Here is a 14,198-nt window from a genome sequence, read left to right as displayed (position 1 = left end):
TCATGCTTCAGAGTAACGAATACTTTTCCGGTAAAGTGAAATCCATTGGTTTTACCAGCAGCAGCACTGGCCGCGCCAGTGTGGGGGTGATGGCGGAAGGAGAATACACCTTTGGCACCGCAGAAGCGGAAGAGATGACGGTGGTCAGCGGCGCGCTGAACGTCCTGCTGCCGGGTGAAACAGAGTGGAAAGTATATAGCGCCGGGCAGGTATTCAACGTGCCGGGCCACAGCGAGTTCCATTTACAGGTGGCAGAGCCAACCTCTTACCTGTGCCGCTATCTGAAATAATCTTCTTTCTTCCCCCTCAGCCCTGACTGGCGAGGGGGAAGGACATTACCTCTGCGCTTCGCCGCCGAGACCTTCCACCAGATTCTGGATCAACGCCGCCAGCTCTCCGGTCATCAGGATAAAGTCCGCATCAAAGCGCTGCGCGTAATCTTCGCGGTCGATATCTTCGTTCTGATCGCGCAGTTCATCGCAGAATTTAAGACGCTTCACGGAGCCGTCATCACACATGACAAACTGAATACGCTGCTGCCAGTCGAGCGCCAGCTTGGTTACGACTTTGCCCGCTTCAATGTGCACGGCTATTTCGTCGCTCACCAGATCCTGTTTCTTCGCGCGGATCACGCCGCCATCTTCCAGCAGCGCTTTCAGCTCTGCCTCATCGAGGATCTGGAAGCCCTGAGCGGCGGTACCGCTGCGCACCCACTCCGTCAGGGTCAGCTCAATCGGCGTTTCCAGCGCCAGGGGAACGACCGGCAACGAGCCGAGGCTCTTACGCAGCAGCGCCAGCGTATCTTCCGCTTTTTTGGCGCTGGCGCAGTCCACCATGATCAGCCCGTTAACGGTGTCGATCCACATCATGGTCTGGCTAAAGCGGCTAAAGGCGCGAGGCAGCAGCGAGTGCAGCACTTCATCCTTCAGCGAATCTTTTTCGGTTTTTTTAAGCTTACGGCCCTGTTCTGCTTCCAGCTTGAAGATCTTCGCTTCGAGCGCCTGTTTAACCACCGGCGTTGGCAGGATCTTCTCTTCTTTACGGGCGCAAACGATGATTTGCCCCGTGCTGCTGGCGTGGGTCAGCGCATCGCTTTGAGAACCCATTGGCGGAACCCAGCCGGTTTTCGCCATGTCCTGGCTACCGCAAGGGGTAAAGGAGTAAGCGGCTAACTGTTTTTCCATCTCTTCTGCACGCAGCGAAATGTCGCGGCTGAGACGGTAAACCATCAAATTTTTGAACCACAGCATGATAATTTCCACGGCCTTGTCGTTAAATCAGCGGGCATGATAGCGAATTGTCGCATCGCTTGCATTGCTAATCGGGAAGCAGGCTTCTACTCTGTTGATAATCAAAATAATGAGGAGTGTCTTGTGCGTATTGGGATTGATTTGGGCGGCACCAAAACGGAAGTTATTGCGCTGAGCGAGCAGGGGCAGCAGCTGTTTCGCCACCGTCTGCCTACGCCGCGTGATGACTATCACCAGACCATCGAGACGATTGCCAGGCTGATCGATATGGCCGAGGAGGCCACGGGCGAGACGGGGACGGTGGGAATAGGTATCCCCGGCTCTATTTCGCCGTATACCGGCGTGGTGAAAAATGCCAACTCCACCTGGCTTAACGGCCAGCCGTTCGATAAAGACTTAAGCCAGCGCCTGAACCGGGAGGTGCGTCTGGCGAATGACGCTAACTGCCTGGCGGTGTCTGAGGCCGTCGATGGCGCAGCGGCAGGCGCGCAGACCGTGTTTGCGGTGATTATCGGTACCGGCTGCGGTGCCGGGTTGGCCTTCGGTGGACGTTCGCATATTGGCGGCAACGGCACCGCGGGCGAGTGGGGGCATAACCCGCTGCCGTGGATGGATGAAGATGAGCTTAAGTACCGCGTCGACGTGCCGTGCTACTGCGGCAAGCAGGGCTGTATCGAGACGTTTATCTCCGGCACCGGTTTTGCGACGGACTACCACCGCCTGAGCGGGCAACTGCTGAAGGGGAACGAGATTATGCGCCTGGTTGAGGAGCAGGATCCGGTGGCCGAACTGGCGCTCAGCCGCTACGAAATGCGGCTGGCAAAATCGCTGGCGCACGTGATCAATATCCTCGATCCCGACGTAATTGTGCTGGGTGGCGGCATGAGCAACGTCGACCGGCTGTACGCGACGGTGCCGACGCTGGTGAAACAGTGGGTATTTGGCGGCGAGTGTGAAACCCCGATCCGCAAAGCCGTCCACGGGGATTCCAGCGGCGTGCGCGGCGCGGCATGGCTATGGCCGGAATAAAAAACGCACGTTGCGGTCTTTAGCGTTTGTTCCCTCTCCCCGTGGGAGAGGGCCAGGGTGAGGTAAGGCGAAGGCAAAACGGCAACGCACGTTGCGGTTTTTAGTGTTTGTTCCCTCTCCCCGTGGGAGAGGGTCAGGGTGAGGGCACCAGACCGCACCGACCCACCATTTACCGCACCGCAAACTCCCGATCCAGCCTGCTATACCCCAGCCCGTTGATCTTCTTCACCTTAATCTGTACCGGAATGCGCTCTTTCATCGCCTCTACGTGGCTGATCACGCCGATGGTTTTCCCGGTGGCGTTCAGCGCGTCGAGCGCGTCCAGCGCGGTGTCCAGCGTTTCGCTATCAAGCGTGCCGAACCCTTCGTCCAGGAACAGCGAATCAATCCGCGTTTTGTGGCTGACCAGATCGGAAAGCGCCAGGGCCAGCGCCAGGCTGACGAGGAAACTTTCGCCGCCGGACAGGGTACGGGTATCGCGTACCGCGTCCGCCTGCCAGGTATCGACCACCTCCAGCTCCAGCGCGTCGCTCGCTTTACGCTGCAGCAGATAGCGGCCATGCAGGCGGTTGAGCTGCTGGTTGGCAAGCCACACCAGGTTATCCAGCGTCAGCCCCTGGGCGAACTTACGGAATTTGTCGCCGGTGCTGGAGCCTATCAGCGAGTTAAGGTAGCCCCAGTCGTCGGCCAGACGCGCCGCCTCTTCAATCTGCTGCATGAGCGCCTGCTGGTGCAGACGGTTATCTGCGTCCTGCTTGAGCTGCTGGCGGATCTCACCCTGATGGGTGGTATTGTCCCGAAGCTGCTGCCCCAGCTGCTGTAGCTGCGCCTGAAGGCTTGCGGCATCCGTGTCCAGCCCTTCCGGGCGCAGCGCCTGATGCGCCTGAAGCTGCTGACCTGCCTGCCCGGAAAGCGCCGTAGCCTGCTGGAGCTGATTTTCCAGCGTCTGCTTTTGCTGCTCAAGCCGGCGGATCGTCGCCTCATCCAGCAGGGCGGAGAGAAACGCCTCCCGATCGGCGAAGCAGCTCGCGGCCAGCGCGGCGCTGAACTGTTCCTGCGAATGCTGTAGCCGCTCGCGCTCGAGCGTCTCCTGCTGCTGAAGGGTGGCGAGCTGGCTTTGCAGCGACAGGCATTCGTCGTGGATCCCGCGCCAGTTCTCAGGAATGGCCGCCTCGGCTTCCGCGCCGTCGGAGACCGGCAGCGTATCCAGCAGCGGCGTCAGGGCGTTAATACGTTCCTGAATCACGCCGTGCTGGGTCTGCTTTTCCTGCCACCGGGTATATTCGGCTTCGCGCGCGCTGAGCCAGGCGCTTTCCTCACCTTCATCGGGCATGCTGAGCGACAGCGGCCGTAGCGAGGACGCCAGCGCCTCACGCGTCGCCGCCAGCTGCTGCTGGTACTGGCGCGCCTGACCGTCCTGTTCATTGAGCTGATTTTGCAGCGTCAGGCGCTGGCTGAGCTGATAAAGCTGGCGCTCGTACTGCTCCTGCTCGCTCATCCAGGGGGCGATATCATCCTGTATATTCAGCGCTATGTTCAGGGAAGTACAAACCTCAAGCCACTCTTTAGTGAGCGCTTGCTCTTCCTGAGAGAGCGTCGTGGCTTCCTCTGTTTCTCGCTGGATCTGTTGGGCCAGCGCATTTACCTGCCCAAGCACCAGCAATCCTTCGTCCTTAAGCGCGGCAACCTCTTTTTCCAGCGCGTCACGGCGGCGCTGATTGTCGGTCAGCTCAAGCGCCTGATACTCCACCACGGCCGGATGTTCGCTTGAGCCGCAGAGTGGACAAGGCTTACCCGCTTCCAGCCGTTCCCGATAGTGCTCAAGATCTTTGATTGTCGCTTCACGCTCGCAGAGCGTTTTAAGGTCGGCGAAGTGCTGGTTTTTCTCTTTATACTGCTGGCGGCGCAGGGTCAGCGTTTCGTTGAGTTTACCCTGCTCAGCCAGCGCCTTTTGCACGCTTTCCCCATTCTGGCGCAGCCGCTTTTGCAGCGGCTGGTAGCGAGCGTGAAGCGCGGTCAGGCGCTGACGGAGCGCCCGGGATTGCGCCTGTTGCTCCATGGCCGTCGCGAGCGCCTCAGCCGTCAGCGTAAGCGCGCTTTCCGGCATGGCAGCCAGCTTCTGGCGGAGTTCCGCAATGCGCGCCGACTGGGACGCGAGCTGATTTTTATCGCGGCTCAGCTGCGTAAAATTCGCCCGCCAGCCGGCCATCTCCTGGCCCCACAGACGAAAGCGATCGTGTTCGGTCAGCCACTGCGCCAGCGACGCGTGCTCTGCCTGCAGGCATTCGCGTATACCCAGCGCGCCGTTGCGGATACGCGAGCGCAGCGCCGCTCTGTCGAGTAAGCGAGTATTTACTTCGACAATCCGCTGCGTCGTTTGCGCCAGACGGGTGGTCTGCTCCTGCTGGCGCTCCCACAGCGGCCGCAGCTGGGCGGCGGGCTGAGCCAGCCGGAGCTTCGCCAGTTCAGGCGCGGCATCGGCCAACGCCCGTTGCGCCTGCTGCTGCGAAGCGGCCGCGCGCTGCTGTTCACCAACCAGCTCGTCGTTGCGGGTCAGCCACTGAAAATCTTTCTGTTGGCTCTGCTGTTGAGCCAGCAGGGTTTTCTCTTCGTCAGTAAGCGCCTGCAAACTTTGCTGCAACTGCTGCTGCCGTTCTTCGCTCAGAAGCACAACGCCAGCGGCCTGGGCTTCGCACCTCTCCAGCGCGCCGCGTGCCGCCTTGTGTTTTTCAAAGACCGTGGCGGAAATCAGGCCGTAAATTTCCGTGCCGGTCAGCTCTTCCAGCAGCTCGGCGCGATCCCCCGGCTTAGCGTTCAGGAAGGCGGCAAACTGTCCTTGGGAGAGCAGCATTGAGCGGGTAAAGCGGCCATAGTCCAGCCCGGTCAGTGCGGCGGTTTGTTCCAGCTTATCCGTGACTTTATCCGCCAGGATTTTGCCGTCTTCGCAGCGGGCCAGCTCAACGCGCGGTGCCTGCAGGTTCCCGTCCGGCTGGTTGCGCGCGCGGTTCTGGCTCCAGAAAGCGCGATAGGCGACGCCTTTAACCTCAAACTCCACCTCCGCCAGGCATTCGGCGGTATCGCGCGTCATCAGGTCGTTTTGCGCCTGGGAGACCTTATTCAGACGCGGCGTTTCGTGGTAGAGCGCCAGGCAGATGGCGTCCAGCAGCGTGGTTTTCCCCGCGCCCGTGGCACCGGTAATGGCAAACAGCCCGTTGCTGGCGAACGGCTCAGCGGTAAAGTCAATTTTCCACTCGCCCTTCAGCGAGTTCAGGTTTTTCAGACGCAGGCTCAGAATTTTCATGCGTTTTCTTCCTCGTCATGAAGGGTGTGCAGAGTCTGCGCAAACAGCTCGTTAAGCCTGGTGCGCCTGGCGTCGTCCATCTCTTCATGCGCCAGCCGCCGCTCGAAGACCTCCTCAACCCGAAGTTCGCTAAGCGTTTCGCGCCGGGCGCTTAGCAGCGTTTTCTCGCGCTGCTCGCGGCTGCGGCGCACCAGCAGCACTTCTACGGGCAGCGCTTCCGTCAGCGCCTGGATTTTGCGCTGCATATCGTGCAGATACTCGTCGGTGGTAATCTCGATATCGAGCCAGACGGGCGGGTTATGTTCGGCGCCGCGATACTGCTCAAGCTGAGCGGTAATGGCGGCCAGATCGCCCTTCAGCACCGCCAGCGGCTGGGTGACGGGAACCTCAAGGCTCTCCACGGCGCTGAGTTTGCCCTCGGTGAAGCTCACCAGATGCACGCATTTTGCTTTGCCCGTTTCGTCGAAGCTGAGCGAAATGGGCGATCCGCAGTAGCGAATGTGCTCGCAGCCGCCGATGACCTGCGCCCGGTGAATATGCCCGAGGGCTATATAGTCGGCGGGCGGGAAGTTCTGGGCCGGGAACGCGTCCAGCGTACCGATGTGGATCTCGCGCACCGCGTCACTTTTGCTGGCACCGACGGTCGTGAGGTGTCCGGTGGCGATGACCGGAATGGCCTGTTCACCGCGCAGGGCGCAGGCCTCCGCGTGCTGGCGATGGTAATAGTCGGTGATGGCCTGCAATAGGTGCTGCTGCTTTTCGCTGCCGGAAAGACCAGCCTGGCTTTGCACGATATCGCGCGGGCGTAAAAAGGGGATTGGACACAGCACCGCGCCCGGCGTGCCGTCGCGTTTTTTCAGGATCTGCGGCGCATGCCCGGCGCTGGCCACCACGGTGGTATTGAGAAACGCCAGAATATCGCGGGATTCATTCAGCGTCGCCACGGAGTCATGGTTACCGGCGACGATCACAAGGTGGCAGCCGGTTTGCTGGAGGTTAACCACGAAACGATTGTACAGCTCGCGCGCATAGCTCGGCGGCGACCCGGTATCAAAGATGTCGCCCGCCACAATAATCGCGTCCACCTCACGGCTCCGGGCCGTCTCCAGCAGCCAGTTCAGGAACGCTTCATGTTCAGCGGCGCGGCTTTTGCTGTAAAAATTTTGACCCAGGTGCCAGTCTGAGGTGTGAAGTATGCGCATAAGTGATCCGTGGCAAAAATAAGAAAGCAGGATTATAAACTTTCAGGGAACGGAAAATAACCGCTGTAATAAAACAACAGTTTGCTATTTACCGTGGTAATGTTTTTCATAAATCTGTCATAAATCTGACGCATAATGACGCCGCATTACAGACTTGTAACTTAAATACGATAAGACAGGGCAAAGTATGGCGAGACGTATTCTGGTCGTAGAAGATGAAGCTCCGATCCGTGAAATGGTGTGCTTCGTGCTTGAACAAAATGGCTTCCAGCCGGTTGAAGCGGAAGATTATGACAGCGCGGTGAACCAGCTCAATGAACCCTGGCCCGATCTCATCCTGCTGGACTGGATGTTGCCTGGCGGTTCCGGGTTGCAGTTTATCAAGCATATCAAACGCGAAGCGCTGACCCGCGATATCCCGGTGGTTATGCTGACGGCGCGCGGTGAAGAAGAGGATCGCGTGCGCGGTCTGGAAACCGGTGCGGACGATTACATTACCAAACCGTTTTCCCCGAAGGAGCTGGTCGCTCGCATTAAGGCCGTGATGCGCCGTATTTCACCGATGGCGGTGGAAGAGGTGATTGAGATGCAGGGGCTAAGCCTGGATCCTACCTCGCACCGCGTGATGACCGGCGAAAATCCCCTCGATATGGGGCCAACCGAATTTAAACTCCTGCACTTCTTTATGACACACCCGGAACGCGTTTACAGCCGCGAACAGTTGCTGAATAACGTCTGGGGAGCTAACGTCTATGTCGAAGACCGAACGGTTGACGTCCATATTCGCCGCCTGCGCAAAGCACTGGAGCTGAGCGGCCACGATCGCATGGTACAGACGGTCCGCGGCACGGGTTATCGTTTCTCGACCCGTTTCTGAACAATGACAGGAGTGTGACGCGTGCTGGAACGTCTGTCATGGAAAAGGCTCGTCTTTGAACTGATCTTATGCTGTATTCCGGCCTTCATTCTGGGGGCTATTTTTGGCTATCTGCCGTGGTTTTTACTGGTGGCCGTGACGGGACTGCTCGTCTGGCATTTCTGGAATTTACTGCGCCTCTCCTGGTGGCTGTGGGTCGACAGAAGTATGACGCCGCCGCCGGGAAGCGGAAGCTGGGAGCCGCTGCTCTACGGCCTGCACCAGATGCAGATGCGTAATAAAAAGCGCCGACGGGAGCTGGGAAGCCTGATCAAACGCTTTCGCAGCGGCGCGGAGTCGCTGCCGGACGCGGTGATCCTGACGACGGAAGAAGGGACGTTCTTCTGGTGTAATGGCCTCGCACAGCAGCTGCTTGGCCTGCGCTGGCCGGATGATAACGGCCAGAACATCCTCAACCTTCTGCGCTATCCCGAGTTCACGCTGTATCTGAAAGCGCGTGATTTTAGTCGTCCGCACAATCTGAAGCTCAATAACGGTCGCCATCTTGAAATTCGCGTGATGCCCTACAGCGATCGGCAGTGGCTGATGGTGGCGCGAGATGTCACCCAGATGCACCAGCTGGAAGGGGCGCGTCGCAACTTCTTTGCAAACGTCAGCCACGAGCTGCGCACGCCGCTGACGGTGTTGCAGGGCTATCTGGAGATGATGCAGGAGCAAACGCTTGAAGGTGCGCCGCGTGAGAAAGCGCTGCACACCATGCGCGAGCAGACGTACCGCATGGAAGGGCTGGTCAAACAGCTGCTGACGCTCTCGAAGATTGAGGCCGCGCCGTCGCTGGCGCTCAACGAGGTCATCGACGTGCCGATGATGCTGCGCGTAGTGGAGCGCGAGGCGCAAACCCTGAGCCATAAGAAACACACGCTGGCGTTTGAGGTTGATAACGACCTGAAGGTGCTCGGCAGTGAAGATGAACTGCGCAGCGCCATCTCGAACCTCGTGTACAACGCCGTAAACCATACCCCGGAAGGGACGCACATCGTGGTGCGCTGGCAGCATACCCCGGCGGGCGCTGAGTTTAGCGTCGAAGACAACGGGCCGGGAATAGGGTCTGAACACCTCCCGCGCCTCACCGAACGGTTCTACCGGGTGGACAAGGCGCGCTCGCGGCAGACCGGAGGCAGCGGTCTGGGGCTGGCAATCGTGAAGCATGCGGTGGGCCACCACGAGAGCCGTCTTGATATCGAAAGCACGCTGGGCAAGGGCACGCGCTTTAGCTTTGTTATCCCGGAACGATTAATTGCCAAAAAGAGCGCCTGACCGCGGGCGTGTCAGTCATGCTTTCCACGGGCCAGCCACTGCTGGCCCGTTTGCTTTGCAGTCAAGCGAAGCGCGGGTGAATATTATACGGTTGATGCTTTTTTGTTCGCATGATTAGCCATGGGTTTTTCTTATACATGGCATATTATGTTGGCCTGTATTTTCATGCTGGCATATTGTTCTGGTTTTACGATCCCTTCTTGCCTTTAAACGTTATAAGCGTTTAAATTGCCCCCCATATACTGTCAGACAGACTGTATTTGCGTGGTAAATCGAAAAACTATTCTTCTCCACGCCAGGACGGGAGCATTTCCCGCTGAAATTGAGCAAATTTTCCGCTGTATTGTCCCGTCAGGGATGGCGAAAAACTCAACGTTTTCAACACCACATCCACAGGCAGTAAGGTTTTATGACCCATCACTTGAAATCGCGTGACATTATCGCGCTGGGCTTTATGACATTTGCGCTGTTCGTTGGCGCAGGCAACATCATTTTCCCTCCAATGGTTGGCTTACAGGCGGGTGAACACGTCTGGACGGCCGCGTTTGGTTTTCTGCTTACTGCGGTGGGTCTGCCGGTATTGACCGTCATCGCGCTGGCGAAAGTCGGCGGCGGCGTGGACAGCCTCAGCACGCCGATTGGCAAGGTAGCTGGCGTTCTGCTGGCGACCGTATGCTATCTGGCCGTTGGCCCGCTGTTTGCGACCCCGCGCACGGCGACGGTTTCCTTTGAGGTGGGTATTGCCCCGCTGACCGGTGACGGTGCGATGCCGCTGTTTATCTACAGCCTGATCTACTTCGCGATCGTTATTCTGGTGTCGCTCTATCCGGGCAAACTGCTGGATACCGTAGGTAACTTCCTGGCGCCGCTGAAGATTGTTGCGCTGATCGTGCTGGCCGTTGCGGCCATCGTCTGGCCTGCGGGTCCTATCAGCTCTGCGATGGACGCGTACGAGAACGCGGCGTTCTCGAACGGTTTTGTTAACGGCTACCTGACGATGGATACGCTGGGCGCAATGGTGTTTGGCATTGTTATCGTTAACGCCGCGCGTTCCCGCGGCGTAACCGAAGCGCGTCTGCTGACCCGCTACACCATCTGGGCTGGCCTGATGGCCGGTGTTGGCCTTACGCTGCTGTATCTGGCGCTGTTCCGCCTGGGTTCAGACAGCGCAACGCTGGTCGATCAGAGTGCAAACGGCGCGGCGATCCTGCATGCCTACGTGCAGCACACCTTTGGCGGTGCGGGCAGCATGCTGCTGGCGGCGCTGATTTTCCTGGCGTGCCTGGTCACGGCGGTAGGGCTGACCTGCGCCTGTGCGGAGTTCTTTGCCCAGTATCTGCCGCTCTCGTACCGCTCGCTGGTGTTTATCCTCGGCATCTTCTCCATGGCGGTGTCAAACCTCGGTCTGAGCCATCTGATTCAGGTGTCGATTCCGGTGCTGACGGCAATCTATCCGCCGTGCATCGTGCTGGTGGTGCTGAGCTTCACCCGTCCGTGGTGGCATAACTCCACGCGAATTATTGCGCCAACCATGTTTATCAGCCTGATTTTTGGTATCCTTGACGGGATCAAAGCATCAGCGTTCGCCGACATCCTGCCAGCATGGACACAGCGTCTGCCGCTGTCCGAGCAGGGACTGGCCTGGCTGATGCCATCCGTTGTTGCGCTGGTGCTGGCTATCGTCTGGGACCGTGCGGCGGGGCGTCAGGTTACATCAAACGCCCATTAATCAACGGCAACAAATTGTTTAACCACGGGGCTTAAGGCCCCGTGGTTTTTTGTTTTTTTCGTGTTGAATGGCAAGATTTTAATGGAAAGCACTAACAAACTTAAACGTGGATTGAGCACCCGCCACATCCGCTTTATGGCGCTGGGCTCGGCTATCGGCACCGGTCTTTTTTATGGCTCGGCAGATGCCATCAAAATGGCCGGTCCAAGCGTACTGCTGGCCTACATCATTGGCGGCGCCGCGGCCTATATCATCATGCGTGCGCTGGGGGAGATGTCGGTTCACAACCCGTCAGCCAGCTCGTTCTCACGCTACGCGCAGGAAAACTTAGGTCCGCTGGCCGGGTTTATTACCGGCTGGACCTACTGCTTCGAAATCCTGATTGTGGCCATAGCCGACGTCACGGCGTTTGGCATCTATATGGGCGTCTGGTTCCCCGCCGTGCCGCACTGGATCTGGGTGCTGAGCGTGGTGCTGATCATCTGCGCCGTTAACCTGATGAGCGTGAAGGTATTTGGCGAGCTTGAGTTCTGGTTCTCCTTCTTCAAGGTCGCGACCATCATCATCATGATCCTCGCCGGTTTTGGCATCATCATCTGGGGTATTGGCAACGGCGGACAGCCGACGGGCATTCATAATTTATGGAGCAACGGCGGCTTCTTCAGCAACGGCTGGCTCGGAATGGTGATGTCGCTTCAGATGGTTATGTTCGCCTACGGCGGTATTGAGATTATCGGGATCACCGCCGGAGAAGCGAAAGATCCGGAGAAATCCATTCCGCGCGCCATCAACTCGGTGCCGATGCGTATTCTGGTGTTCTATGTGGGGACGCTGTTCGTGATTATGTCCATCTATCCGTGGAACCAGGTGGGCACCAACGGCAGCCCGTTTGTCCTGACCTTCCAGCACATGGGCATTGCGTTTGCTGCCAGCATTCTCAACTTTGTGGTGCTGACCGCATCGCTGTCGGCCATCAACAGCGACGTCTTCGGCGTTGGCCGTATGCTGCACGGCATGGCGGAGCAGGGCAGTGCGCCGAAGGTCTTTGCCAAAACGTCGCGCCGCGGCACGCCGTGGGTAACGGTGCTGGTGATGACCGTTGCGCTGCTGTTCTCGGTTTACCTGAACTACATCATGCCGGAGAACGTTTTCCTGGTGATTGCGTCGCTGGCGACCTTTGCGACCGTGTGGGTGTGGATCATGATCCTGCTGTCGCAGATTGCGTTCCGCCGCCGTCTGCCGCCGGAAGAGGTGAAGGCGCTGAAGTTTAAGGTACCGGGCGGCGTCGCAACGACCGTCGTCGGGCTGATCTTCCTGGTGTTTATCATCGGCCTGATTGGTTACCATCCGGACACCCGTATCTCGCTTTACGTGGGCTTTGCGTGGATCGTCCTGCTGCTGGTGGGCTGGATGTTTAAATGCCGCCGTGACCGTCAGCTGGCGCAAGCGCAGTAATATTTTAATCCCCCTCTCCCGCCGGGAGAGGCTCAGGATGAGGGCATCAGGCCGCACTGATGCCTCATCCCCCGTCCTCCTCCCCCAATAAACGTCCTCACGATGAGCTAACCTTAACCACCCTGTGGCATGGTGACGTCAATTTCATCAAAGGGGATTCGTGATGTTAAACGCCTGGCACCTTCCGGTTGCCCCATTTGTTAAGCAAAACAAAGACAACCTTGTGATTACGCTCTGGCTGGCGGGGGAAAATCAGCCTGAACGTGTGACCTTACGCGCCGAAGTGGATAACGAAGAGACGTCGCTGAAAATGCACAAGGCGCGCAGCCAGCCTCAGCCGGGTATCACGGCGTGGCGGGCGAATATCGACCTTCGCAGCGGGCAGCCGCGTCGCCGCTACAGCTTTAAGCTGCTGTGGAATAACCGTCAGCTGTGGTTTACCCCGCAGGGGTTTAGCCGTTTCCCTCCGGCCAGGCTTGAGCAGTTTGCGGTTGATTATCCGGATAACGGCCCGCAGTGGGTTAACGATCGGGTCTTTTACCAAATATTCCCGGACCGCTTTGCGCGCAGTGAAAAACGCACCGCCGGGCAGGACAAGGTCTACTACCACCATGCGGCCGGTCACGACATCATTATCAAAAAATGGGGCGAGCCGCTGACCGCGCAGGCGGGCGGCTCGACCTTTTACGGCGGCGATCTCGACGGTATCAGCGAAAAGCTGCCGTACCTGAAAAAGCTCGGCGTGACCGCGCTGTACCTGAACCCGGTGTTTAAGGCGCCAAGCGTACATAAGTACGATACTCAGGATTACCGGCACGTTGACGAGCAGTTTGGCGGTGACGAGGCGCTGCTGCGGCTGCGCCACAACACGCAAAAGGAAGGTATGCGCCTGATACTCGATGGCGTGTTCAACCACAGCGGTGATTCTCACGCGTGGTTCGACCGTCATAATCAGTCGATGGGCGGCGCATGCCATAACCCGGACTCACCGCAGCGTGACTGGTACAGTTTTGACGAAAACGGCCGCGCCCTGGACTGGCTTGGCTACCCGAGCCTGCCGAAGCTGGATTTTCAGTCGCCCTCTCTGGTGAATGAGATCTACGGCGGCGAAGACAGCATCGTGCGCCACTGGCTGAAGGCGCCGTGGAATATGGACGGCTGGCGGCTGGACGTCGTGCATATGCTCGGTGAGGCGGGCGGAGCGCGAAACAACCTTCACCACGTCCGGGAGATCTCTCGCTCGGCGAAAATCGCGCGTCCGGAGGCGTTTGTCTTTGGCGAACACTTTGGCGACGCGCGCCAGTGGTTGCAGGCAGATGCCGAAGACGCGGCGATGAACTATCGCGGCTTCACCTTCCCGCTGTGGGGATTCCTCGCCAATACCGACATTTCTTACGACCCGAACCATATTGATGCCGAAACCTGCATGGCGTGGATGGAGAACTACCGCGCCAGCCTGTCGCATCAGCAGCAGCTGCGGATGTTCAACCAGCTCGACAGCCACGATACCGCCCGCTTCAAATCGCTGCTTGGTAAGGATGTAGCGCGACTGCCGCTGGCGGTAACCTGGCTCTTTACCTGGCCCGGCGTACCCTGCATCTACTATGGCGATGAAGTGGGGCTGGACGGCAACAACGATCCGTTCTGCCGTAAAACGTTCCCGTGGGAGCCTGAGAATCAGGATCGGGAGCTGTTCAGCCTGTACCAGCGCATGGCGACGCTGCGCAAGCAGAGCCAGGCCCTGCGCTATGGGGGCTGTCAGGTGATGTACGCTCACGATAACGTGGTGGTGTTTGTCCGCGTCTATAACCAGCAGCGCGTGCTGGTGGCTCTCAACCGGGGCGAGGCGTGCGAGGTGGTGCTGGAAGATTCACCGCTGCTGGCCGGTAAAACGTGGAAGAGCAAAGCGGGTAAAGCGACGTTCCAGGAAAGCGTGCTTACGCTTCCGGCCATTTCAGCGGCGGTCTGGTTCGGCAGCTAACTGCGGGCGGAGCGGTTTTCACCTTTTAGATGGCGCAAATGCAACTATTTGTGTCAA

General features: G+C 58.6%; 10 protein-coding genes. 7 read left to right on the top strand and 3 right to left on the bottom strand.

Annotated elements, in window-relative coordinates; genetic code table 11:
- The first annotated feature begins 2 nt into the window (after nucleotides 1-2).
- A complete protein-coding gene (gene ppnP, locus HWQ14_RS22525) occupies nucleotides 3-290 on the top strand; it encodes a pyrimidine/purine nucleoside phosphorylase (protein WP_003859131.1) in 288 nt (95 codons plus the stop codon).
- 45 nt (nucleotides 291-335) lie between these two features.
- On the opposite strand, the gene rdgC is transcribed toward ppnP, so the two are convergent.
- Nucleotides 336-1,250 carry a recombination-associated protein RdgC gene (gene rdgC, locus HWQ14_RS22520; protein ID WP_148420247.1) on the bottom strand — a complete coding sequence of 305 codons (915 nt, stop codon included), beginning with the start codon at nucleotides 1,248-1,250 and terminating at the stop codon, nucleotides 336-338.
- Between the two features lie 123 nt (nucleotides 1,251-1,373).
- Here rdgC and mak point away from each other — a divergent pair, with 123 nt between their 5' ends.
- Nucleotides 1,374-2,279 carry a fructokinase gene (gene mak, locus HWQ14_RS22515; protein WP_176611070.1) on the top strand — a complete coding sequence of 302 codons (906 nt, stop codon included), beginning with the start codon at nucleotides 1,374-1,376 and terminating at the stop codon, nucleotides 2,277-2,279.
- 169 nt (nucleotides 2,280-2,448) lie between these two features.
- On the opposite strand, the gene sbcC is transcribed toward mak, so the two are convergent.
- Together sbcC and sbcD are read right to left on the bottom strand one after the other, a co-directional pair.
- Nucleotides 2,449-5,580 (bottom strand): exonuclease subunit SbcC, encoded by a 3,132-nt coding sequence (gene sbcC / locus HWQ14_RS22510; protein ID WP_176611069.1) that lies wholly within the window; start codon nucleotides 5,578-5,580, stop codon nucleotides 2,449-2,451.
- The gene (sbcD, locus tag HWQ14_RS22505; RefSeq protein ID WP_176611068.1) at nucleotides 5,577-6,782 is read right to left on the bottom strand and encodes an exonuclease subunit SbcD; all 1,206 of its coding nucleotides are present in this window, start codon (nucleotides 6,780-6,782) and stop codon (nucleotides 5,577-5,579) included. The genes sbcC and sbcD overlap by 4 nt, the downstream gene beginning before the upstream one ends.
- A gap of 187 nt (nucleotides 6,783-6,969) precedes the next feature.
- Between sbcD and phoB the strand changes: the two genes are divergently transcribed.
- From phoB to malZ, 5 genes are all read left to right on the top strand, one after another.
- Nucleotides 6,970-7,659, top strand: coding sequence for a phosphate response regulator transcription factor PhoB (gene phoB, locus HWQ14_RS22500; RefSeq protein WP_176611067.1), 690 nt, complete (start codon nucleotides 6,970-6,972; stop codon nucleotides 7,657-7,659).
- Between the two features lie 21 nt (nucleotides 7,660-7,680).
- Nucleotides 7,681-8,976 (top strand): phosphate regulon sensor histidine kinase PhoR, encoded by a 1,296-nt coding sequence (phoR, locus tag HWQ14_RS22495; RefSeq protein WP_176611066.1) that lies wholly within the window; start codon nucleotides 7,681-7,683, stop codon nucleotides 8,974-8,976.
- Between the two features lie 409 nt (nucleotides 8,977-9,385).
- Nucleotides 9,386-10,705, top strand: coding sequence for a branched-chain amino acid transporter carrier protein BrnQ (brnQ, locus tag HWQ14_RS22490; RefSeq protein WP_148420253.1), 1,320 nt, complete (start codon nucleotides 9,386-9,388; stop codon nucleotides 10,703-10,705).
- Nucleotides 10,706-10,786: 81 nt separating this feature from the next.
- Nucleotides 10,787-12,160, top strand: a complete 1,374-nt coding sequence (gene proY / locus HWQ14_RS22485; RefSeq protein ID WP_176611065.1) for a proline-specific permease ProY — start codon at nucleotides 10,787-10,789, stop codon at nucleotides 12,158-12,160.
- Between the two features lie 163 nt (nucleotides 12,161-12,323).
- A complete protein-coding gene (gene malZ, locus HWQ14_RS22480; RefSeq protein WP_176611064.1) occupies nucleotides 12,324-14,141 on the top strand; it encodes a maltodextrin glucosidase in 1,818 nt (605 codons plus the stop codon).
- Nucleotides 14,142-14,198 lie beyond the last annotated feature (57 nt).

The organism is Enterobacter cloacae (assembly GCF_013375935.1).
Lineage (GTDB): Bacteria > Pseudomonadota > Gammaproteobacteria > Enterobacterales > Enterobacteriaceae > Enterobacter > Enterobacter pasteurii.
The sequence above is the reverse complement of the archived record's forward strand: the minus strand, read 5'-3'. Positions and strand labels throughout refer to the sequence as shown.